General features: G+C 40.7%; 22 protein-coding genes and 1 pseudogene. 15 read left to right on the top strand and 8 right to left on the bottom strand.

What is annotated here, in order from left to right:
• Positions 1-23 precede the first annotated feature (23 nt).
• The 5 genes from ACFQ38_RS05595 to ACFQ38_RS05575 all read left to right on the top strand — a co-directional run bounded on the left by ACFQ38_RS05595 (position 24) and on the right by ACFQ38_RS05575 (position 5,688).
• Positions 24-1,646, top strand: a complete 1,623-nt coding sequence (locus ACFQ38_RS05595) for a long-chain fatty acid--CoA ligase (protein WP_381480005.1) — start codon at positions 24-26, stop codon at positions 1,644-1,646.
• Between the two features lie 327 nt (positions 1,647-1,973).
• A complete protein-coding gene (locus ACFQ38_RS05590) occupies positions 1,974-3,257 on the top strand; it encodes a DUF4139 domain-containing protein (protein WP_336823573.1) in 1,284 nt (427 codons plus the stop codon).
• Positions 3,258-3,894: 637 nt separating this feature from the next.
• Positions 3,895-4,506: a DedA family protein gene (locus ACFQ38_RS05585; RefSeq protein ID WP_336823572.1), complete on the top strand. Its 612-nt coding sequence runs from the start codon at positions 3,895-3,897 to the stop codon at positions 4,504-4,506.
• Positions 4,507-4,512: 6 nt separating this feature from the next.
• Positions 4,513-5,340, top strand: coding sequence for an undecaprenyl-diphosphate phosphatase (locus tag ACFQ38_RS05580; RefSeq protein WP_336823571.1), 828 nt, complete (start codon positions 4,513-4,515; stop codon positions 5,338-5,340).
• A gap of 114 nt (positions 5,341-5,454) precedes the next feature.
• On the top strand, positions 5,455-5,688 hold the full coding sequence (locus ACFQ38_RS05575; RefSeq protein ID WP_336823570.1) for a glutaredoxin family protein: 234 nt from the start codon (positions 5,455-5,457) through the stop codon (positions 5,686-5,688).
• 159 nt (positions 5,689-5,847) lie between these two features.
• On the opposite strand, the gene ACFQ38_RS05570 is transcribed toward ACFQ38_RS05575, so the two are convergent.
• Complete coding sequence (locus ACFQ38_RS05570; RefSeq protein ID WP_381480004.1) at positions 5,848-6,942, bottom strand: CdaR family transcriptional regulator; 1,095 nt, start codon at positions 6,940-6,942, stop codon at positions 5,848-5,850.
• Between the two features lie 157 nt (positions 6,943-7,099).
• Here ACFQ38_RS05570 and ACFQ38_RS05565 point away from each other — a divergent pair, with 157 nt between their 5' ends.
• Together ACFQ38_RS05565 and ACFQ38_RS05560 are read left to right on the top strand one after the other, a co-directional pair.
• Positions 7,100-8,230 carry a glycerate kinase gene (locus ACFQ38_RS05565; RefSeq protein WP_381480003.1) on the top strand — a complete coding sequence of 377 codons (1,131 nt, stop codon included), beginning with the start codon at positions 7,100-7,102 and terminating at the stop codon, positions 8,228-8,230.
• A gap of 15 nt (positions 8,231-8,245) precedes the next feature.
• Positions 8,246-9,592: a GntP family permease gene (locus ACFQ38_RS05560; protein WP_336823567.1), complete on the top strand. Its 1,347-nt coding sequence runs from the start codon at positions 8,246-8,248 to the stop codon at positions 9,590-9,592.
• A gap of 425 nt (positions 9,593-10,017) precedes the next feature.
• Here the strand turns inward: ACFQ38_RS05560 and ACFQ38_RS05555 are convergent, their stop codons facing one another.
• Positions 10,018-10,695 (bottom strand): hypothetical protein, encoded by a 678-nt coding sequence (locus ACFQ38_RS05555; protein ID WP_381480002.1) that lies wholly within the window; start codon positions 10,693-10,695, stop codon positions 10,018-10,020.
• A gap of 463 nt (positions 10,696-11,158) precedes the next feature.
• Between ACFQ38_RS05555 and ACFQ38_RS05550 the strand changes: the two genes are divergently transcribed.
• From ACFQ38_RS05550 to ACFQ38_RS05535, 4 genes are all read left to right on the top strand, one after another.
• Positions 11,159-11,446 (top strand): YciI family protein, encoded by a 288-nt coding sequence (locus ACFQ38_RS05550; protein ID WP_381480001.1) that lies wholly within the window; start codon positions 11,159-11,161, stop codon positions 11,444-11,446.
• Positions 11,447-11,528: 82 nt separating this feature from the next.
• On the top strand, positions 11,529-11,843 hold the full coding sequence (locus ACFQ38_RS05545) for an ArsR/SmtB family transcription factor (RefSeq protein ID WP_381479999.1): 315 nt from the start codon (positions 11,529-11,531) through the stop codon (positions 11,841-11,843).
• Positions 11,836-12,534, top strand: a complete 699-nt coding sequence (locus tag ACFQ38_RS05540; RefSeq protein WP_381479997.1) for an SRPBCC domain-containing protein — start codon at positions 11,836-11,838, stop codon at positions 12,532-12,534. Before ACFQ38_RS05545 ends, ACFQ38_RS05540 begins: the two co-directional genes overlap by 8 nt.
• A gap of 27 nt (positions 12,535-12,561) precedes the next feature.
• On the top strand, positions 12,562-13,104 hold the full coding sequence (locus tag ACFQ38_RS05535; protein WP_381479995.1) for an HAD-IIIA family hydrolase: 543 nt from the start codon (positions 12,562-12,564) through the stop codon (positions 13,102-13,104).
• 632 nt (positions 13,105-13,736) lie between these two features.
• Here the strand turns inward: ACFQ38_RS05535 and ACFQ38_RS05530 are convergent.
• The 4 genes and pseudogenes from ACFQ38_RS05530 to ACFQ38_RS05515 all read right to left on the bottom strand — a co-directional run bounded on the left by ACFQ38_RS05530 (position 13,737) and on the right by ACFQ38_RS05515 (position 17,174).
• The gene (locus ACFQ38_RS05530; RefSeq protein WP_381479994.1) at positions 13,737-14,963 is read right to left on the bottom strand and encodes a TolB-like translocation protein; all 1,227 of its coding nucleotides are present in this window, start codon (positions 14,961-14,963) and stop codon (positions 13,737-13,739) included.
• 112 nt (positions 14,964-15,075) lie between these two features.
• Positions 15,076-15,786, bottom strand: coding sequence for a hypothetical protein (locus tag ACFQ38_RS05525; RefSeq protein WP_381479993.1), 711 nt, complete (start codon positions 15,784-15,786; stop codon positions 15,076-15,078).
• Between the two features lie 95 nt (positions 15,787-15,881).
• Positions 15,882-16,397 (bottom strand): annotated as a pseudogene (locus ACFQ38_RS05520) (GNAT family N-acetyltransferase).
• 24 nt (positions 16,398-16,421) lie between these two features.
• Positions 16,422-17,174, bottom strand: a complete 753-nt coding sequence (locus ACFQ38_RS05515; RefSeq protein ID WP_381479992.1) for a class I SAM-dependent methyltransferase — start codon at positions 17,172-17,174, stop codon at positions 16,422-16,424.
• Between the two features lie 124 nt (positions 17,175-17,298).
• On the opposite strand from ACFQ38_RS05515, the gene ACFQ38_RS05510 reads away from it, so the two are divergent.
• Both ACFQ38_RS05510 and ACFQ38_RS05505 read left to right on the top strand, forming a co-directional pair.
• Positions 17,299-17,832: a GNAT family N-acetyltransferase gene (locus tag ACFQ38_RS05510; RefSeq protein ID WP_381479991.1), complete on the top strand. Its 534-nt coding sequence runs from the start codon at positions 17,299-17,301 to the stop codon at positions 17,830-17,832.
• Positions 17,833-18,076: 244 nt separating this feature from the next.
• Positions 18,077-18,616, top strand: coding sequence for a DinB family protein (locus tag ACFQ38_RS05505; protein ID WP_381479990.1), 540 nt, complete (start codon positions 18,077-18,079; stop codon positions 18,614-18,616).
• A 180-nt stretch (positions 18,617-18,796) separates the two neighbouring features.
• On the opposite strand, the gene ACFQ38_RS05500 is transcribed toward ACFQ38_RS05505, so the two are convergent.
• Both ACFQ38_RS05500 and ACFQ38_RS05495 read right to left on the bottom strand, forming a co-directional pair.
• Positions 18,797-19,123: a hypothetical protein gene (locus ACFQ38_RS05500; protein WP_381479989.1), complete on the bottom strand. Its 327-nt coding sequence runs from the start codon at positions 19,121-19,123 to the stop codon at positions 18,797-18,799.
• Positions 19,124-20,011: 888 nt separating this feature from the next.
• Positions 20,012-20,578 carry a uracil-DNA glycosylase gene (locus ACFQ38_RS05495; RefSeq protein ID WP_381479987.1) on the bottom strand — a complete coding sequence of 189 codons (567 nt, stop codon included), beginning with the start codon at positions 20,576-20,578 and terminating at the stop codon, positions 20,012-20,014.
• Positions 20,579-20,839: 261 nt separating this feature from the next.
• Between ACFQ38_RS05495 and ACFQ38_RS05490 the strand changes: the two genes are divergently transcribed.
• The gene (locus tag ACFQ38_RS05490; protein WP_336823557.1) at positions 20,840-21,067 is read left to right on the top strand and encodes a helix-turn-helix transcriptional regulator; all 228 of its coding nucleotides are present in this window, start codon (positions 20,840-20,842) and stop codon (positions 21,065-21,067) included.
• Positions 21,068-21,069: 2 nt separating this feature from the next.
• Positions 21,070-21,372, top strand: coding sequence for a hypothetical protein (locus ACFQ38_RS05485; protein ID WP_381479986.1), 303 nt, complete (start codon positions 21,070-21,072; stop codon positions 21,370-21,372).
• The last annotated feature ends 6 nt before the right edge of the window (positions 21,373-21,378 follow it).

Raw genomic sequence — 21,378 nt, 5'->3', positions numbered from 1 at the left:
CAATCAAAAGGGGAGCGGTTAATATGATGCAAACACCATTGTTACTATCTTCTTTCATTAAAAGGGCTGAGCAATTTTTTCCGGATAAACTGATTATCTCAAGGACTGGCCCAGATACGATTCACCGAATTCCGTACCGTGATTTTGCGAAGCGGACACGGAAACTGTCAAATGCTTTAACAAAGTTGGGAATGACAAAGGGAATGAAAGTCGGTACGTTTGGCTGGAACCATCACCGCCATCTTGAGGCGTATTTCGGCGTGCCGAGCACAGGGGCAGTGCTTCATATGGTGAATATCCGCCTATCTCCGGAGCATATTGCTTATGTCATTAATCATGCGGAAGATGAAATCTTACTCGTGGATGATAATTTATTTCCGCATCTTGAAAAGCTTGCTCCACTTTTGAAGACTGTGAAGCATTATATCATTATGGGAGATAGCAAGGAAATTCCCGAAACGTCGTTGGAAAATGTCTATTCGTATGAAGCGTTGTTAGAGGAAGCTTCCGATCAATTCGAGTACCCGGAAGATTTGGATGAAAACGCGCCAGCGGGAATGTGCTATACATCTGCAACGACCGGCAATCCGAAAGGTGTCGTATATAGCCATCGCGGCATCGTCCTGCACAGTTATGCATTAGGGCTCGCGGATGCGATGGGCATGAAGGAATCTGATGTTGTCATGCCAGTTGTGCCGATGTTCCACGTAAATGCTTGGGGTATGCCATTTGCAGCGGTCTTTTTCGGCTCAACACAAGTATTGCCTGGACCAGGTTTCACTCCGCAGCTACTGTTGGATTTAATTGAAAAAGAGAAAGTGACGATTACAGCGGGTGTACCGACAATTTGGCTTGCTGTATTGAAGGAACAAGATGAGAATCCGAGGGACCTTTCTTCATTACGGGCAATCGTCTGTGGTGGTTCGGCTTCGCCAAAAGGGTTGATCCGAGCGTTTGAGGAAAGGCATGGCGTGCCGTTTATCGTTGGTTATGGAATGACTGAAACTTCTCCGCTCGTCAGTCTATCCGTCTTCACGTCAGGCATGGAAGAATTGACGATGGATGAAAAGGTAGACATCCGTGCATTACAAGGGCTTATTATGCCTGGCCTTGAAGTCCGAGTTGTCAATGAAAACGGAGAAGTTCCATGGGACGGCAAAACGATGGGTGAATTGACAATCCGTGGACCGTGGATTGCAAGCGAATATTATAAGGATGAACGAACTGCTGAAGCGTTTAAAGATGGTTGGCTCTATACGGGGGATATTGCGGTCATGACAGAGTTTGGTTATTTGAAATTGACCGACCGCACGAAAGATTTAATTAAGAGCGGAGGAGAATGGATTTCATCTGTAGACCTTGAAAATGCTTTAATGACGCATGAAGATGTGTTTGAAGCGGCGGTCATCGCAGTGCCACATGAAAAATGGTCTGAACGACCGCTTGCCTGTGTCGTGCTGAAAGAAGGGAAAGTAGCGGATGACGCTAAAAAGGAAGAGCTGCTCAACTACTTGGAAGGTCAATTTGTAAAATGGTGGGTGCCGGATCAAGTCGTATTTGTTGATGAAATTCCAAAAACATCTGTCGGCAAGTTTTTGAAAGCTGCGCTTCGTGAACAGATGAAAGGGCAGGAATTAGGGATTTGATTCATTTCAGCTTATTTCAAAATACCTTGTAAATGGAACCAGAGAAGAAACGGTTAGTTGTTTCTTCTCTGGTTTTGCAATATGGTCACCTAAGAGATATTTTGTTGACATACAATTAGATTGCTTGTGGGTATGAGTAAGGAAGAACAGCTTAATGTGAAGGATATTTCATGCAATTAATATAAAGTTTAGTGATAGAAAGCTTTCCGTTTTTAAACGGAGAGCTTTATTTTTTGGAGAAGAGGGAATAGCGGAGATAGATGTAACAAAAGTGGAAATGCTAAAGAACAGGTTATGATGACATTAATTGAATAGGAGGTACTAAAATTGTCGAAGAAAGTCATGAGAACGGAAACAGATACTTGTTCCATAACGGTCTATAGCGACGGATTTGCTTTGGTGAAAGACAGTCGACAGCTTCCCCCGATCGACAAGGATGGCATCGTCCATTTTGAGAACGTTGCTCGCCGGTTGGAGCATGATTCAATCATTGTAGAAGGAATTGAAGTAGAAGAGCTTGAATATGCATATGATTTGGTAGATGAACGCAAGTTATTCGAGAAATATATAGGGCGTCAGTTATTAGTTCGTGATTCGTATTCAAAAGCGGACCGTCCTTACACGCTTTTGCGCATGAGCGGTCCTCTTATTATGCAAGATGTAGAGACGAAGGAAATCGTTGTGAACCCGAAAGGTGAATTACGTTTTCCAAATCTTGAAGATGACTTACACCTTATTCCAACATTGGTTTGGAAAATGTCTGATCAAAGGAAAAAAGAAGTATGTGTTTCCTATTTGACGGATGGCGTTTCGTGGAAAGCTGATTATGTTATTTCATTAAACGGCGACAGCTTTGATCTTTCTGGTTGGCTAACGATGTCGAATTATTCGGGTGCTGATTTTTCGGATGCGAAATTACGTCTAATTTCAGGGAAGTTGAATAAAGCAGGGAATCTGACGGATGAAAAAAGCTCGGAATTATCATCTAAAAAACAAAATAAAACGGAAACCTATTCAAATTTCCACACATACACGTTTCCAAATCCGGTTACTCTTGAAGATGGACAGGAGAAACAGCTCCGGCTTCTTTCTTCAAATGGCTCTAAGGCAAGGATCATTTATGAAATTAATGTTCAAACCGATAATCCAGATATTTACATTGAATTCGACAACACGGCCGAAAATGGTTTAGGCTACGATCTACCGGAAGGTATATTTAAAATGTACCGTACAAATCCAGATGACGGCAGTGCTGAATTTATAGGAGAACATCGCATCTCACATACAGAAGTCGGTCAAAAAGTTCGCTTAAAATCGGGAGAGGCTTGCGATATTGAGGTGCAAAGCAAGAAGTCAGGAAAATATAAGGAGGGTGGATACGAATATACAGAATACGAATACAAAATTTGCAATACGAAGGAGATTCCTGTCGAGGCGATGGTTCGGCAAGAAGTACCCGGCCATCTATGGACTGTAGATGAATCAACGCATGAATGGGAGAAAAAACGCGATAAAATTATCTTACCTGTTCATGTGCCTGTAAATCAGGAAGAGACTGTGAAATTTACAATTCGACATGAGCGCTCGGCGAGAAGATCAATCGGTTTCTGATGGAGAGTTTACTTTGATAGATTGCCTACTGTTCAGATTGATGAATCTGGATGGTGGGCATTTTTGTGTGCGAGTGATTTATGGGTTTCTGGATGAGTTTATGAGTGATGTGGAGAAATTTATGAGTTTTTTGTGTGGGTTATGCGTGAGTTAGGTGAATTTATGAGTGGTGTGAGTGAATTATGCGTTTTTAAATGGGTTTATGAGTGTCTGGATGGATTTATGAGTTTTTGGATGTGTTTATGAGTGGTGTGAGTGGCATTGTGCGTTTCCGAGTAGTGGGTTGGCGTGGTAAGATTTTTTTTCGAGGTGTAATAGTGTTCTGTAGTAATGTAAATAGCTTGGGAATGTCAATTGGAAGGGATAATGTTTATTCACATGTGGATAACTTGTACAAAGAGTTTGTCTTTTCGGAAATTATGAACATATTAACTGTTTTACCCACAATACATTGTGAATAAGTAAGGGTACGGGGGAGTTATCCACATAAGTTGTGATCATATTTGTGTTTTTTTGGACGTACACTCAATTATGTAAACGTGCAACTTAACGTATAAGGGAGGCGTCCTATCGGTTTAGAGGCTTTGGCTAATTGCGGATAGTTGCCGCTTTTATTACAATGGATAGGGAGAGCTTGATGGACAATTGGATTGGGGAAATTTTAGGAGAGTATGGGTATTTTGGCGTTTGTTTGTTATTATTAATTGAAAATGTTTTTCCCCCAATTCCGTCTGAGGTTATTTTAACGTTCAGCGGATTTGCAACGACCTTTACAAATATGACGAAGACTGGTGTTGTTTTGGCCGCTACAGCGGGTTCGGTAGTAGGTGCGATGGTGTTGTACAGTATTGGCTTGTTTGTAGATGTGAACAGATTAGAGAAAATTGTAGAGCGATGGGGTTCTGTACTTCGTTTAACGAAAAAGGATATTCGGAGGGCGGAAAAATGGTTTGACCGATATGGACCATGGACTGTGTTTTTCTGTCGTTTAGTGCCGCTTGTGCGAAGCCTTATTTCAGTTCCAGCGGGAATGGCTAATATGAATTTCTTCTTATTTATTTTGCTGACGACTATCGGAAGCCTTATTTGGAATACCATACTCGTTTACGCAGGATTTGCGGTTGGCGATAATTGGGAAGTCATTGTTCATTATATGGATATTTATTCAACCGTTGCGTATGGCGTGTTGGCAATTAGCGGTTTGGCGGCTGTAATTTGGTACATCCGTTTCCGCAGAAAGAGAGCTTAGTGAACTATGGATTTATTTGAATTATTGAAAGCGTTGATTTTAGGATTTGTTGAGGGGATGACGGAGTTTGCCCCTGTTTCTTCAACCGGACATCTTATTATCGTTGATGATATGTGGTTGAAAACGGAAGAATTTTTAGGGAAATACCCTGCCATTACATTTAAAATTGTCATTCAATTAGGTTCGATTTTGGCGGTTGTTGTTGTATTTTGGAAGCGGCTCTTCAGCTTAGTCGGATTGTATAAAGTTGATGGTCAAAAGATGAGTGAGAGTTTTAATTTAATGCATGTCATCATTGGCATGCTGCCCGCTGTCGTTTTCGGCTTTGCGCTGAAAGACTTAATCGACGATTACTTGTTTGGCGTCAAGACAGTAATTTTTGCTTTGATTGCGGGAGCGATTTTAATGCTTGTGGCAGACCGTTTTGGCCCTAAAAAGCCGAAAGTGCAATCTTTGGACCAAATTACATATAAACAGGCATTGACGGTCGGAATGGTGCAATGTCTATCGTTATGGCCAGGATTTTCTCGTTCGGGTGCTACTATTTCGGGCGGTGTTCTTTTTGGAATGAACCATAGAACTGCTGCGGATTTTACATTCATTATGGCAGTGCCAATTATGGCGGGGGCGAGTCTTGTTTCCGTCGTGAAAAACTGGGAGTATATGTCGATGGACCATATTTCCTTTTATATTGTCGGGTTTTTAAGCGCGTTCGTCTTTTCATTACTATCAATCCGCTTTTTCTTGAAGCTGATTTCGCGCATTAAATTAGTGCCGTTTGCCATTTATCGTATTATATTGGCGCTTGTATTAGCGGCAATCGTTTACTTGTAATCAATGGGCTCCTTCTTAATAGAAGGGGTCTTTTTTTCTTATAAAACAATTTGTTTTGTGTTACATGTTGTTGAAGGTATAGTATCAGTAAGAATAAAAAAGGAGTGATGCTTAATGGCTACAGCAACTGTTTATACGACAAGCACATGCCCGTATTGCAATATGATGAAAGACTATTTGGAAGAGCAAAACATTCCATTTACTGAAGTGAATGTGCAGGAGGACGAAGAAGCGCAACGCAAGTTAGTCGAGGAGACTGGCCAAATGGGCGTTCCACAAACGAAATTGAACGGCAAGTGGATTTTAGGGTTTAACCCGGCTGCCGTTCAGGAAGCATTAAAAGGTTGAGATTGTTGAATAAGCGATTCTTTACTTGCAAGACATGTAATATGTTTGATGATGAGAAAGAAAGGTTTCCACAAATATGCATCGGGCATATTGCAATGCTGCTGACCGGGGTATTCCTTGTTTGTATGCAATGGATGCAATAAGCAACGCCTCCAATGATTAAGTCGTTGGAGGCGTTGTTTTAATGAACAGAAGTGCAATGTAAAATAAGACTGCATCATGAAAGTTTGTAGGGTCTAACCCGGCCATTTCTTTGATTTTTCTAAGTCGATTCGTTACTGTGTGTCGATGAGTTCTGAGTCGATCAGCAGTTAAAAGGACGGATTGATTGTTGTCGTAATAGCATTGTAATGTTATGATCATCTGTTCATTTAATCCCGACAAGATTCTGTTGGAGAAGTGGCTGCGGCTTTCAATGGACGTTTCTTGCAGCAAAGATCTCAATTCAATATCTGTATAATAAACAATTTCCTGTGCATCATGCCCGTAGCGGATTGCTTGTTTGGCGGATCGGTAAGAATCGGGGATCCCCATTAATTCTTCTGCGATGAGTCCTATGCCAATTTTAACGGTTTCATCATTTTGGAAAAGGTGCAGGATTTTCTTTAATTTCATTTCTAAAACGGTAGGATTCACGTCCGACAGAAGTAGAAACAGCTCATTGAATTTTGAATAACCGATGAGAGCGGTGTTTCGCTCAAAAATTTCCTCCAGCTGCTCGATCATTCTTTGAGGTGAAGGCGGTAAGTTTTTCGTTTGAATGAATACTATTAAATATGGTCCTTCCATTTTGAACTCCAATAAGGAGAGCCTCTCAACGACGAGCGGGGAAAACGTTTTGTCACTCGTCAATTCTTCAAAGACTAATTCTTTTATTTTTCGTTTCCATTCTGCCTCAGATGTTATGAGTGACTGATGCACCATCATTTCGGTCGTCAATTGGACGAGTGTTGCGACGTCTTTTAATTCGTTAGCTTTACCAGTGATTCCAACGACACCGACCAAATCATTTTTAAAACGAATCGGCAAATTCGCACCGATTTTTGTACCATGCCAATCCTCTATATTCTCTTCAGTTATCCAAAGCGGCTGCCCGGTTTGCATAACATGGACTGCTCCTTCATGAATCCGATTGATACGCTCTGTCTCTCCTGAAAATAAAATCATTCCGTTCGTATCCATAATGTTGATGTTTTTATTTAAACGGACCATTGTCTGATGAACAATCTCCTCTGCCAATTGCTTTGTAATCAATAAATTATCCTCCATGCATAAATTTCATTGTAAATTTCAAGTCATATTTATACTTAAAGTATACTGTCTTTCTCAAGAATTATCATATAATTTAATATAGTTAGGAAGATTTGATGTTCATTCACCATAGAATGCGATTAGTAGAGAGGTGTTTCAGATGAAGGTCATTATAGCTCCAGACTCATTCAAAGGCAGTTTGACAGCAATTGAAGCAGCCCGTGCGATGAGGGAGGGGATTCGCGAGGTAGATCCGGCAATTGAAACAATCCTTTTGCCGGCGGCGGATGGCGGAGAAGGAACGATGCAAAGCCTTGTTGACGCGACAGGTGGAAGATTTGTCGATGTTAGCGTGGAGGATCCTCTTGGCAGGGCGGTAATGGCATCGTACGGAGTGCTTGGAGATGGTAAAACGTGTGTCATTGAAATTGCCGAAGCGTCAGGTCTTACTCGTTTACATACGGATGAATTGGATCCGATTGTCGCATCATCATATGGCACCGGCATGCTGATTGCTCATGCAATGGATGCAGGTTATCGAAACTTTATTATCGGTCTTGGCGGAAGTGCGACGAACGATGGCGGAGCAGGCTTGCTGCAAGCGCTTGGCATTCGATTTTTGAATCAAAAAGGGGAAGAGCTTTCAAAAGGGGGAGGTGCTTTACAGAAAATCGCTTCAATTCATATGGAAAATTGGGATCCCCGTATTGCACAGTGTGAATTCACAGTTGCATGCGATGTTAGCAATCCTCTTGTCGGACCTAACGGGGCTTCTGCAGTTTTCGGACCGCAAAAAGGTGCAACAGAGAAAGACATTGCATTATTGGATCGGAGTTTGCAGCGTTTTGCAGATTTGATCGAAAAAGAGACGGGCATTGCTCTCCACAATAAAGAAGGAGCAGGTGCCGCGGGTGGAGCAGGGGGAGCGTTCCAAGCGTTTTTCAATTGTGTGATGCGGCAGGGGATTGACGTAGTGTTAGAGGCGATCGAATTTGACAGGTATTTGGACGATGCTGATCTTGTTTTGACGGGGGAAGGGAAGACAGACATGCAAACGTTGTCTGGAAAGACACCTATTGGGATTGCTCAAGCTGCACGGGAAAAAGGCAAGCCGGCAATTCTTATTTCCGGAATGATCGATGAAGAAAGCCGAAGTGAGGTAGCTCCATATTTTACGGAAATTCATGCGATTGTGGATGGAGGCATTTCTCGAGAAGATGGAATGGAAGAAGCTTTTGTTCATTTAAAAGAGAGGACTAAGAAAGTGATGGAACGAGTCATCTATCAATGAAAAGGGGTGTAGGGAATGTTGTTGTTCATGATTTTGCTAAGTGTCATTTTAATTGTCGTGTTCACAGCGGTATTTAAGGTCCATCCGTTTTTATCGTTGCTATTCGGTGCATTTTTTGTAGGCATCACTTCGGGCATGCCGCTCTTGACAGTTGTGGAAAATGTGAATGATGGTTTTGGCGGGTTAATGAAAAATATCGGGCTCGTCATTGTAGCTGGAACAATTATCGGCGTCATTTTAGAAAAGTCGGGTGCTGCTTATCGAATGGCAGAAGTTGTTTTGAGGTTAATTGGCGAAAAAAGGCCCCAATTGGCGATGTCGCTCATTGGATATATTGTGTCGATACCGGTCTTTTGTGATTCGGGCTTCATCATTTTATCCAGTTTGAAAAAAGCTTTAGCAAAGCGGGCGAAAGTAGCGATTGCATCGATGGCGGTAGCGCTTGCAACAGGGCTTTACGCTACGCATACGTTAGTTCCTCCAACGCCCGGTCCGATTGCGGCTGCCGGAAATATCGGAGCTGAAAATTATTTAGGTATGCTCATCCTTATCGGGCTGATTGTTGCTATTCCGGCAGTAATTGTCGGATATTTATGGGCGGTCAAAGTTGGAACGACAATTTCTGTTCCAGAAGATACAGTAGATGAAGGACTTGATTATGATGAGATCGTCAAATCGTTTGGTAAAATGCCATCAACCTTCAAAGCGTTTTTGCCAATCGTCCTGCCGATTGTTCTTATTGGGATCGGCTCTGTAGCAAAGTTAACGATGGATGAAGGTGGCATGTCTAATTTCCTGCAGTTTTTAGGAGCTCCGACAGTCGCTTTGCTCTTTGGCGTATTTGCTGCATTCCTTTTATTGCCGAAATGGAATGAAGAGACCTTGACGTCCTGGATCGGGGATGGATTGAAAGAGGCAGCGCCAATCTTACTGATTACCGGCGCGGGCGGTGCATTCGGAAAAGTCATCTCTAATTCTGGCGTTGCCGAATTAATTAGTGACATGAATTTCGAATCAATGGCAAACGGTGCTTTCTTCCTGCTCATTCCATTCTTCATTGCCGCAGCGTTAAAGACAGCACAAGGCTCTTCCACGGCGGCATTGGTCATTGCTTCAACACTTATTGCTCCGTTATTGCCGGTGATGGGAATTGAAGGCGCCATCCCGCTCGCGCTTGTCGTCATGGCAGTAGGGGCAGGTGCCATGACGGTCAGCCACGTCAACGACAGCTTCTTCTGGGTCGTCACTGAATTCAGCGGCATGAAAGTGACAGACGCCTACAAAGCACAGACGATGGCGACTTTGCTGCAAGGCGTTACAACGATTGTCGTTACGATGCTGCTTTGGATGATACTTGTATAATAGAAGAAACGGTGATTGTCAGGAGAGTCAGCGTTTTTAGTATGGTGATGTCTCATCATCGCTGTAAATCCTTGGAGGTGGGGGTGATAGATATGGTCGAATCGGTGGTAAGAAAAACATCGAGTATGATTATCCTTTCCGATCGACCGTGTCGTCCCCATTATAGAAGCTTGAAAAGCTGCATGTACAGGGTTCTTCCGCATATAAATCTCCCTTGTCTATAACATACGCGATAATAGCAGCATGATCGATCGTAAAAGAGATAGCCACCGCATCACCTAACGTGAATAAAAACCCAAGTAACTAAACGGCAACCGTCACCCACCGTATATGCTTCGTCATCAGCTCAGTCTCTTTCCCCTTAATTCATCAGCAAAAAAACCGCATCGAAATTGTCCGATGCGGCTGTTTGCCTAAAGAAAATTTTATTTCACAGAACCGTAAAAGACTTGTCCGCCTCTCGTATTAATGACTTTCAACATGTTTGTACGTTTCATGAAGATTGATTTGTACTGTACACGTCCGTTTTGGTCTTTCAAGGTAATGATGCGTTTGCTTGCATTGTCTTCAACGACTTGCATGTTGAAATTCTTCACATTTACTACGGAAGAAAGCTTTGCATATTCAGCAAGAGTACTATTTTGGTCCGTAACCGGCTTGCTTTCTGGTTTCGTTGCTTCGGGAGTTGATTCGGTTGAAGTTCCCGGCACAGCTTCAGCTAACTTCACTGTACCGAAGAAGATTTCGCCTCCGCGGAAATCGATGACTTTCAAGCTGTTCGTCTTTTTCACAAAGATGGATTTGTATTTGCCTTGTCCACGCGCATCAGTGAATAGGATGATACGTTTATTCGAATTGTTTTCCGTCACTTTTGCTGTCAATCCGTTCACATTGATTTTAGAAGCGACAGTTGCGTATTCGGGTAGCTGTTTAAGTTCATTTGCTGTGATGCTCGATTGATAACGTGCATCGTGGTTTGCATATGTAGATTCATATTTTGGTGTAGCTGCCTCTACCTTATCTGTGTGAAGGGCGTTTGCTGCGCCGAAGCCGCCTGTTGTTAATAGTACTGCACTCAATGTAGTTGCGAAAAGTTTTTTCATGTTTTTTATCTCCCTTGTTCTTGGTATGGATTTATCTTACCTCCGCTATTTTAAAGAACGCTGTGAAATAAATGAGAGATTGGTGAGAATTTCCTCAGCGTTTTCTCAGGGAAGTCTTTCCAATTAAATCACGGGATTGGCTCTATACTATTACATCGAACAACTCGACGGGAGAACGTTATCCGAAGAAAGCAAAACGTATAGTGAGCATGGACCACATTGTACGCTGTACCACAACTGACAAATGGGAAGACGATTAGATTGACGGATGAAGTTTTTGGCGCAACGACACCTATGGTGCATCTATGAAAACGGTTTTTATTACACCTTAAACCCGAACCCCCTTATCAAATAGATAAGGGGATTGTTATTGCCGAAAAAGATAGAGATGTTAATCAAACCTTTAATCTCATACATAGCTTGGATCATTAATGGTAGACTCAAAGATAAAGGAGGGGTTTGTATGAAGTTTGTCATTCATTTCACTACAGGCAAGGCTTGGAAAGAGGGGAAGCCGCATTGGGAACAAGGGCTTGTCCCACACCGTGAGTATGTAAGGAAAGCCTTGGCACAAGGAATTCTCATTGCGGGTGGACCGTTCATGGATCATACGGGCGGACTGATTATTCTTGAAGTGGATAGCTTGGAAGAGGCGCAAAGGTTTGCTGAAAATGATCCCGCGGTAATAGAGGAGAAATTTGAAGCGACCATTTATCCGTGGGAGCCGTTGGAAGGGATTTTTAATCAATAATCTGATTTTTGTGTACTTTTAAAATTATAATATGCTATGCTTTTCATATAACCTAATGGTTATAAGTCAGGGAGGCTTATACATGATGGATATTTATCGGGCAATTGCAGATCCCACTCGCAGAAAAATACTAGCTCTATTGTCTCGGGATGAATATACGCAGTCTGAATTGGTTAATCGATTTACCATTTCACAGCCTGCCTTAAAAAAACATTTGGCAATCTTGTTAGATGAGGACTTAATTTCGGAAAGGAGAGAGGGAAAGTACCGTATTTACAGTTTGAAAGAAGACAATTTTACTCATCATTATGAAAAGCTTCAAGAGGAAATGGGAGTTATTTTAGACAACAAATTGGCAAAGCTGAAATCCTATTTGGAGGGTGAAAACGATGGATAAAGTTATTGATTCAGTAAAACGGGAAATTTTTATAAAAGCTTCGCCTGAGAAAGTTTGGAAAGCTCTGACTGTACCAGAAGAACGGAATCGTTGGGAAACGCGAAAGTGTGAGCTTGACATCCGGATTGGTGGAACGGTAAGCCTTGACTACGGTTGGGGCGTCAGCTATGTCGGAACGATTGTTGAATTTGAAATGAATCGGAAGCTTGTTATTGAAGGAGAAGATAAGGAACTGACGATATGGACAATTATGCCGCAAGATGGTGGATCTGTTGTGGCGATTGAATATACGGGCATATGGTCGGGGGATTGCGAAATGATGCAAGCAGATAATATGGCGTTTGGCACGTACCAGTTCATGAGAAATTTAAAAAGTGTCCATGAAGAAAATGAAGATTTGCGCTCGCACTTTTGGAGAAGCTGGATTGGCATTTCGCACCGGACGAATCCATGCGGCATTCCTGGGGCAAAAGTGGTCGAAGTTCAACCGTATACTCCTGCAGACGGGATAGTTGAAGTTGGTGATGTTATAACTCATGTCGGCAGTCATGAAACCACATCCTATGACGATGTAGAATTGATCGTTTCAGAAACAGAGCCTAACAAAAAGATCATGCTTTCCGTAATGAGGAATGGCCAACAGATTGAGTTGGAGTTAATGACTGTCCCATATGGGCAGACGGTGCAGTAGAGGAAGTCATTTGAAAGGGTGTGCCAAATGGATACGTTGCAAGCAGTCTTTATTGACCGCGATGGAACAATAGGTGGAACTGGACATTTCATTCATCCGAAAGACTTCACTCCATATCCTTTTAGCAAAGAAGCTCTCAACTTATTAAAGGAACGTAATATTAAGGCGTTCGCCTGTACAAACCAGCATAGGATCAGTAAAGGAGAGGCGAGGACTGAGGACTTTTATGATGAATTTATGGCGTTTGGCTTTGATGATGCTTTCATCTGTCCGCATGGCTCCACGGAAGGATGTAATTGCCGTAAACCAAGACCGGGATTACTTCGGGAAGCTGCGAAAAAACATGGAGTAGATCTTTCAAAAACGGCTTTCGTCGGTGATGTAGGGTCTACAGATATGTTGGCCGCTCACGCAGTCGGCGCGATAAAAATTCTATGTTTGACAGGGTGGGGCGAAAGCTCTTTAACTCAGTATCGGCATACATGGGATAACATAACGCCGGATTATGTGGCTGACAATTTGTTGGATGCGGTGAATTGGCTGCTTCAACAGGAAGAGCATCCAAATTAGGGTGCTTTTTTATTCGTATGCTTTTCCTGCAATTAGCAACCTTCATCTTGATAAAATGACTAAGAAACTTCATCTTTTTATGCCTGCTATTATTATTTTTCTTTCAACTAAAGGAATTTATGCAGCTGAACAATCCACCATCTTCTTTCGGAGAAGGGTATGAAGAAGTAGGATACAAATCCGTAAGAGAAGCAGTGAAAGAATTTGAAACCCATTTCCAATGTAAAGTAGAGTTGCCACAAATGGAGCCACCAATTTCATTTGCACATGAATTCGGAAGGTTCTTTGAAGATGAACGATACTCTCGATATTAGGTTTGTAAATGAAGACCATCGAAAAAAATTTATAAAATTGATATTCGGCCAGCCCATAATAAAATGACATTCGATGGCAAAGCGTAAGTTATTCAATATGGCGGCAAAGGCATCTACTTTGATTTCCACAACTTTGATTTCCACAACTTTCATTTTTACGATTTCGAGATCGCGGATACTGTGAAAGAAATTCAAGTTGAAAATGAACATAATATATATAGCAAAGGAAATTCGCGATAAAAATTCTTCAATGGCAGGGGAAATTATAAACTTAATGAAGTCGGTAGTACATCTAACGTACCGATGATCTTTCAACCCTTAAGGATTTTGCTTCGATGTAAAAAAGATTGGAGCATAATTCACATTTTCAAGCCATATGTGCTCTTGGCCATTCAACGTATTTTTCACCCATACATCACCATTAGCTTGTCCAGCTGTCTTCCGCAACCAAGTGAGGTAAGGTCCGACAACTTGAGGGTTTTCGTCGAGTTCATTCTTCCCTGGAAATGTGATTTGTTTTTGTTCTCCTGTTCTTATGTTTATGGTGTAAAGGGAAGTGAACATAGTTGGGACAGGTCCTACTTTCCATTCCTTATTTTCTATCGCACGCGCTACAATCACTGAATCCTTGGAGTACCATTCCAAATCAAGGTCAACAAATCCTTTAGGTGTATATTCTTTTTGTTCTTTAAATATCGGGATTTCTGCAATCATCATTCTCTTGTTTTCGACAAAAAACCTTCCCTCGCCGGATATATAGGCCAATTCATTAACAGAAGGTGCCCATTTAAACCAATCTTGAAATCCTAACATTTTCCCCACTGCTTGAAATTTTTTTCCTTGTGATGATAAAACACTCAATGTATTGCTATCCATGGACCAAGAGGCGGTAGGAATCACTAAAAAGCTAACCCATTTCCCGTCAGAACTCCACTTGAAATAATCGGCATCCACCCCAAATAAGTCAGGAATTTCAGTTTGAATCGTATAAAAAGGTTTCATTTTATCTTTATCAAGATTTGCATCTACTGGGATTCTAAAGAGTGGGATAGGACTCCAACCAGTTGGAAGTAAGTTGGACGAAGAGGAGACAATAAATTCTTTACCGTTCGGAAACCATTCAAAGCCGCTAACGCCTAATGAAACATTTTCAAATCCATACGGTCGACCATTCCTCATTTTGGTCACGTTTAATAGACCATGATCTGTGTAAGCTATTTGATTTTTATTCGGAGCCCATTTAAAGTCCGACGTGACCGAATTAACATAGTGCTGGTAGCTTTCTTTTTCCTTCATGTCGTAAATGAATAAATCCGACTTCTCTCCCTTTGCATCACCATCAATATAGCCAATGAATCGACCGTCATATGACCATTTCGGGGCGTATACATAACGGTCCTTCGTAAGTTGTATTTCTTGCCCGTCCTTTTTGATCCATAACTGATGATCACGGATAAAGGCAGCTGTTAAGGGAGCGTCTGCACTTGCGATTGTTGAAAAATGAAAACAGATCAGAGTGACTAGTAATAAAATCCGCATTTTCACGTCTATCCTTCCTGAAAGATTTACGTGTTATGTTGCCCACATTGCTAACAGCTATCCTTCAATCAAAAAGGCGCGAATCCATGTTATGGATATGTGCCAGTTATTTGAAGGTTTAGTTACCACCAATAAACGTTTGTATCTCATCTGATAAGATCGACGTATCCCATGGGCTCCAATAATAAGTTTCACCATCGAATTGCATATAATATTTATACGCAATTGGCTCATCAGTATAAAAAAACATTTCATAAAAAATAGGATCTCCGCTTCCTCTGGTTGGCTGGAAATTAGGATTTTCTTCGCTGTCCACTAATAATTGAAGGAAACTATTGATATCATCGCTCTTTGTCAATTTAGAAATCAATTTATTGCCTGCTGGAGAATCAGTTTGATAAATCTCGATCCTTTCGACTTTTTCGATGGGCATATCTTTGAAATTCCATTGGTATTCAATATCATCATCTCTTGAAAAGTAAACTCGATATCCATTGATGGCGCGATCATCCTTGACGGCTATTAAATGCGGATGATCCTTTATTTGAAATATCTCAGTTCCCTTCTCATGGAAGGCGGCATCACCGTCTCTGATCTTATAACTAGGATTTTTCACATTGTCCGCCACTTTAAATTTGACCGTGCCAATCTTGTTCCCGATAAAACTTTTGTCGGCTAAAACTCCGGAGTGGATTCCGTTGTATTCTTTTCCGTCAAAATGGATAAAATCAACCCAATCAATTACAACCTGACCACCAAAAGCTGATAGCCGGCAACCCGACAAGAATAGCAAAATCAAAATGAAAGTCAGCATACGCGTTTTCTTCAATGACATCGCCCCTTTTTCCATAAGACGGAGATTCGGGCATTTCGTTACGAATCATAACAAGTTTCTTCAAGCAAAAGGTAGGCCGATAAATTCTCTCATTTTGAATCACTCCAAACGTAGTGTAGGAATTGCACCTTTTGCCCCGCAAATTCAAATTCTTCATGAGGAGTGGCTAGAAGCTTAAATCCGTTTTTCTCTAAAACAATTTGAGACGCTTTGTTATTAGTTGTCGTCTTCGCTTGAATGGTAGATAACCCTATCTCGCTTGCGGCCTTTAGTAACAACTTTAGTGCTTTGCTAGCAATGCCTTTCCCGATATATCTTTGCCCTACCCTATACCCAACATGACCCGTTTATTGTGTTTCATCAATATCGATTACATCTATTCTTCCGAGGATAGAACTATTGTTATTTTTGATTAGATAGAAATACGAATCGCCTTGGGCATGCTCGTCTAATAAAGCCTGATGCCTGCTTTTGAAAACCTCAAAGTTATAATAATCATCTCCTCGTGAAGGAACCATTTCCTCAAAAAAAGCTCTATTTTCAAGTTCAAACTCAAATAAACTCTCCGCATCATTGATAGGTAGCGCTTCAAGTGTTATATCCAATGAAATTCTTCCTTCATCCGCACCTTATCTGTCTTTCTTTCGACTCTTTATAATCAAAGTCGTCGGCATCATCTTCGCTTTCTCATACGAATACCATCGATTCGCATGTCTTTCCCGGTCCTCTTCCGTCAATGAAACATCCTCGACAACTTTTTCGATTTCAAATCCACATTCAATCAATGTATTAATATATGTACTCACTTTAAACTGCTGCATAATCGCGGGCGCATGCCAAGCTTCGTGATCATAGGCACCTTCTTTGTGATAGGATTTATTGAAATGAAAATCTTCACCCATCAAGATTGCCCGGCTGTGCAATGGATGCTCCCAGCTGAAAACGAAAATGCCGCCCGGTTTCAAATAGTTATGCACATTTGTGAGCGTCTGACGCAAATCGGTCGTCCAACCTAACGCATAAATGGAATAGGCGATATCAAAATAGGCAAGAGGCAGGTCAGGGTTTTCCTCCATTGGCGATTCGAATAAATGAACAGGCGCTTTGCTGTTCTTCAACAATTCCTTTGCCGTTTCAATTTGTGTCTTTGAAAGGTCCACTCCCCATAGTTCCGCAGCATCATGAGAATCCATATATTGCAAGGAATGCCCGCTTCCGCAGCCAATATCCAATACCTTTAGGCCAGCTACATCGCCAAGTAAATTCAAATCTTCTTCTCGAGGCGCAAGCGGTCCGTATTCTGGCAATGGATTCCGCCCGAAAAAACGATGTGCCACCTCATCCCAACTTTTTTTATTGATCAATAGTGAATCATTCCTCATTTTCATCCCTCCAGAAATCCGTATGGGAATATACATTCGACAATGAAACGAACTTCTCCTTCATTTGAAATAAAGGAATTTACCAACCGTATAGAGAATTCATAATTGGAATGGGGGATGAGTAATGAAAACTTATAAAATTCGCAAGGCGGAAGAGAAAGAAGTAGCTACCATCATTGATTTACTAAAAGAAGTCGCTAGTTGGCTGCGAAATAATGACATCAACCAATGGGGGTTTTTATTGGAAGGCGGAGAGGATGAGGAGATAACAGAGGCGGTCATTAATGGAGACACTTATGTCGCCTGTCATGACGATGAAATTATTGCCACTGTTACGCTCTACTCACAGAAAAGTGAGTGGGATCAGCATGTTTGGGGAACTGAAGATGATCCTGAAGCTCTCTATCTCCATCGATTGGCTGTCCGACCTCAATATATGAAAAATGGGATTGGAAAAGAAATTTTAAATTGGGTAGATGAAAATTTAAAGAACACCATTAGGCTTGATTGCGTTGCGCATAACCCTAAGTTGTGTGCGTACTATGAAAGGAATGGATATTCTCTGATCGGAACGACAGCGGACGGACATAGTAAATTCCAGAAGCTTCATGAGGAAGGAAGTACGAATGAATCAAACGATATTACGGTTACAAAATAAAGGACTTATAGATAGCCAAGCTTTATAGAAGGTTACCATAGTAATTATACGTGACAGAAAAGGAGGTCGATGCGATTCCTTCTATGTTTGTAATGCTCCATAACGTAATTACTTTTGCTGATCTGCTTCGTACGGTGGGTTGAAAATGATTTGAATAGTCCTCAATGGATCACTATACTTCAAAAGAAGTTAGAATCTAAATTAATGATTATAGAAACGGATTTAAACAGAGGGAGAAATGATTATGGACAATCAAGGGTTATACGTAATCGATCAAAAAGATGGCTTAAGCTTGGAATTTAGCAAATTGGCATCCATGATGGAATATGTTCGGGTGACAACATTGGCGGAAGTGAAAGACTTAACGGTGGAGCAACTGGATTTCCTCATTAACGACGAGGCGAACTCTATCGGCATGCTGTTAGCCCATATGGCTTCAGTTGAAAAAGCATATCAAATTGATACATTTGAAAACCGAGATTTCACAGAAGAGGATATCCAAATGCTCAATCCCGCATTGGAACTAGGCGATGCAGCAAGGGAACAAATTAAAGGAAATCCAATTGAATACTACCTTGAAGAGCTAAAACAAACGCGTAATAAGACAATCGATACATTCAAGACATTGCCTGATTCATGGCTATTCGAAACAGCCCCGTATTGGGGAGGGCATCCTATGAATAAATATTTCAAATGGTTCCATGTATATGAGGATGAACTGAATCATCGTGGGCAAATTCGGTTGATTAAGAAATTGATGAGCGCTTCGGAAAAATTAGTATGAAACATGAAGGACTGACAATTATGCATTCTGTTAGCTTTTTTCTGTGAGGTTTATAGCGTGTAGATAGGTGGGTGAATATGGATCGAACGGGAAAGCGGAGAAGAATTATCACCGGAAGAACTCGCTCAATTGGTTCAAAAAGTGGACGAAGTGATCTGGGATAAGATTTCAGTTACCCGTTCAGAGCTTCAACAAATGATTGTTCTTCTTTTTTGTATTAGTACTTTTCTTTTTTTTGGATTTTAGGAATAAATAGGTATTAATAGCAACCATAATATATGACAGCCCTAACACACCCCATAACCATGTCCTATAATTATAAGATTCATCAAGTAAAGAATCTTTCCAAGTAAATACAAAATAATTTATTCCAATTAATAAAATATAATTAAAAATAAGGGAGACAGTTTGTTTCTTTTGTTTAAATATGATCATTAATATAGCTTGTGATAAAAATAGTATCGTGAAAAAAGAGAAAATCTTCACACCAAAATAATCTACAACCATAAAACTCCTCCTGTTAATTGATATCTAAATATTAACATATTGGAAACTATTAAAGCATAATAAACTAAGTTTAAACTTTTGTCGTGCAAAAAAGGGAAATATCGACTACTTGTAGTAAGTGTAATTGAAGATGTACAAGCAAAACTTGACAAGGAGATTGGTTAAGAGAAGTTATAACAAGTTAAAACAAGTCGAACGAACTTAATGAGGAACCTAATGGGCAGGCTACGGGTTTGTAAAGCAAAAGGAGGTTTTCCAATGTAAGTAAAGTTAGTCCGTGGTAAAACTATGGAAAAATTATGTCGCTTTCTTTAAAACCCTATTTTCATTCACATGGGACGATGTCACCATTCCCATCAAGGGATAAATGGAGTGAGCATTTTAAGTGGATCCTGCGGGGAAACAAATCCCGCAGGATCTAAAGTATTTGCAGCACGTTAAAGCAATTTTCTATGCTAAATAAAGCTATACTCTTTTGATCTTTTCCATTTGATTTGCCGTCAACGACTCGTGCTTTGGCTTCAAGTTGCCGAGCTTGGTCAATTCCTTCGAAATCTCCTCTTTTACTTTGTTTCGGTTACTTGGCGTTTTCGCCTTGGAATGTTAATTTCTATATGCGATTATTTCATCTAAATTACCTCCCATACTATGTGATTTTCTTTAATTCATTCGCCTGCTCTGAAAAAACTTGTATAGTTTTTACGGAAAAGGTCGGTCAGTACTATATACGCACTTCTTCCATCCGTACTGCTGGTGGCCATTTGTTTCGGTAGCATCGTTTTTCCCTCGTTCGCGCCATATCTTTCTCATGCTCCATTACCGGCTGATTATAACCTTTTTCTTATGTATGCTCGATGCATAATCGTTTGAGGATTTGTCGGTCATTTCCTATAATTTGTCTGCGATGAGGGTTAAATCTTCTATGAATAAAGGATATAAATTAGGACGCCTCCTCACGGCCAAAGGATGATAGGAGACGGTTGTCTGATATCCTAACACGTCATGGAAGCTTCCTCTTAAGCGTTTTACATCGATTTCCGCATTTTGGAAGAACGATTGAACCGCCACGTTTCCTAAACAAAGAATGAGAGTAGGGTTTTGTTGGCGTAGTTGGCCGAACAAATGCGTTTGCATGCAAATTTGACGAGCTGCTTCTTTATCGTACGCCCGGACAGGCTTTCTTTTTAGAATATAGGTGACGTATAGCTGCTCAGGCTTCAAGCCAACTTCATGCACAGCTTTTTGCAATGTTTGTCTCGTACCGCAAACGAATGAGTTGCCTTCTCGATCTTCTCGCGCCCCGGGATTATCAAGTATTACTGTGATCGGAGCTTCAGGATTCCCTTCACCCCAAACCATCCTCGTCCCCTGGCGGTACAAACCGCAAAGTTCACAGTTTTTTTCATTCACCTGCGTTGGATCTTCTGGCCAAACAATCGGGCAAAATGGTTCCATGAAATCAGCCTCCTATCAATGTAAATTACCCTTTATGAGTAGAGTTATGCAGGAGATTGAGTTATTTAAAACGAACTAAAATTGCTCTTCATTCGAATAATACCATCGAAGTCCTTCGACTAATTGAAGCATGGAAGTTATTGAACGATCCAAAATATTCATCATTATAAACAGTTAGTAATATATTTTATACCAAAGGTTAAAAATACTTTACTATTTGTTAAAAATACTTTACTATGAAGCTATAAGAGGTGAAGAACAATGCCGTTAAATAACGAAAGAAAAATTCGTAATAGAATAGTTGTCTTAAGAGCTGAGAGAGGTTTATCTCAACGAGAGGTTGCTGACCGATTAGGAGTTAGTAGACAGACCGTCATTTCACTTGAAAAAAATAGATATAATCCGTCTTTGAAATTAGCCTTTGATATTGCTTTGCTGTTTGGTGTTGATTTACACGAAGTTTTTCAATATGAACTGGAGGAGGAATAAATTTGGACATTTTCTTAGCAATTTTACGTATTGTATATGTAATCATTTTCTTTATCGCCGTATTTATCTCACTGAGATTTGAAATGGGAGAAGAGTATAAAGATGAACGCGGGAAAAGTATTTCAAATAAATCATATGGCATTGTTTTTCCATTAATGCCCCTTGGCTGGTTTTTAATAGAGTTATATGATCGATTCGTTGATCATATAGACTACGGAACATATAAAACAGTCATTTGGTTTCTCATTACAGGGTTAATGATTCTCCATGCAAGTATTTTAACCGTATTAAAGAGAAAATATTAATTAACA

The sequence above is a fragment of the Sporosarcina contaminans genome (genome assembly GCF_042679045.1).
In the GTDB taxonomy this organism is placed as follows: Bacteria; Bacillota; Bacilli; order Bacillales_A; family Planococcaceae; genus Sporosarcina; species Sporosarcina contaminans.
Note: the sequence above shows the minus strand (reverse complement) of the source record. Positions and strands in the feature narration are given on the sequence as shown.

What these genes read in the sequence shown, in the direction of transcription:
- ACFQ38_RS05595 (WP_381480005.1), top strand. Translation starts at nt 24, where the DNA reads ATGATGCAAACACCATTGTTACTATCTTCTTTCATTAAAAGGGCTGAG.
- ACFQ38_RS05585 (WP_336823572.1), top strand. Translation starts at nt 3,895, where the DNA reads ATGGACAATTGGATTGGGGAAATTTTAGGAGAGTATGGGTATTTTGGC.
- ACFQ38_RS05580 (WP_336823571.1), top strand. Translation starts at nt 4,513, where the DNA reads ATGGATTTATTTGAATTATTGAAAGCGTTGATTTTAGGATTTGTTGAG.
- ACFQ38_RS05575 (WP_336823570.1), top strand. Translation starts at nt 5,455, where the DNA reads ATGGCTACAGCAACTGTTTATACGACAAGCACATGCCCGTATTGCAAT.
- ACFQ38_RS05565 (WP_381480003.1), top strand. Translation starts at nt 7,100, where the DNA reads ATGAAGGTCATTATAGCTCCAGACTCATTCAAAGGCAGTTTGACAGCA.
- ACFQ38_RS05560 (WP_336823567.1), top strand. Translation starts at nt 8,246, where the DNA reads ATGTTGTTGTTCATGATTTTGCTAAGTGTCATTTTAATTGTCGTGTTC.
- ACFQ38_RS05555 (WP_381480002.1), bottom strand. Translation starts at nt 10,695, where the DNA reads ATGAAAAAACTTTTCGCAACTACATTGAGTGCAGTACTATTAACAACA.
- ACFQ38_RS05550 (WP_381480001.1), top strand. Translation starts at nt 11,159, where the DNA reads ATGAAGTTTGTCATTCATTTCACTACAGGCAAGGCTTGGAAAGAGGGG.
- ACFQ38_RS05545 (WP_381479999.1), top strand. Translation starts at nt 11,529, where the DNA reads ATGATGGATATTTATCGGGCAATTGCAGATCCCACTCGCAGAAAAATA.
- ACFQ38_RS05540 (WP_381479997.1), top strand. Translation starts at nt 11,836, where the DNA reads ATGGATAAAGTTATTGATTCAGTAAAACGGGAAATTTTTATAAAAGCT.
- ACFQ38_RS05535 (WP_381479995.1), top strand. Translation starts at nt 12,562, where the DNA reads ATGGATACGTTGCAAGCAGTCTTTATTGACCGCGATGGAACAATAGGT.
- ACFQ38_RS05515 (WP_381479992.1), bottom strand. Translation starts at nt 17,174, where the DNA reads ATGAGGAATGATTCACTATTGATCAATAAAAAAAGTTGGGATGAGGTG.
- ACFQ38_RS05510 (WP_381479991.1), top strand. Translation starts at nt 17,299, where the DNA reads ATGAAAACTTATAAAATTCGCAAGGCGGAAGAGAAAGAAGTAGCTACC.
- ACFQ38_RS05505 (WP_381479990.1), top strand. Translation starts at nt 18,077, where the DNA reads ATGGACAATCAAGGGTTATACGTAATCGATCAAAAAGATGGCTTAAGC.
- ACFQ38_RS05500 (WP_381479989.1), bottom strand. Translation starts at nt 19,123, where the DNA reads ATGGTTGTAGATTATTTTGGTGTGAAGATTTTCTCTTTTTTCACGATA.
- ACFQ38_RS05495 (WP_381479987.1), bottom strand. Translation starts at nt 20,578, where the DNA reads ATGGAACCATTTTGCCCGATTGTTTGGCCAGAAGATCCAACGCAGGTG.
- ACFQ38_RS05490 (WP_336823557.1), top strand. Translation starts at nt 20,840, where the DNA reads ATGCCGTTAAATAACGAAAGAAAAATTCGTAATAGAATAGTTGTCTTA.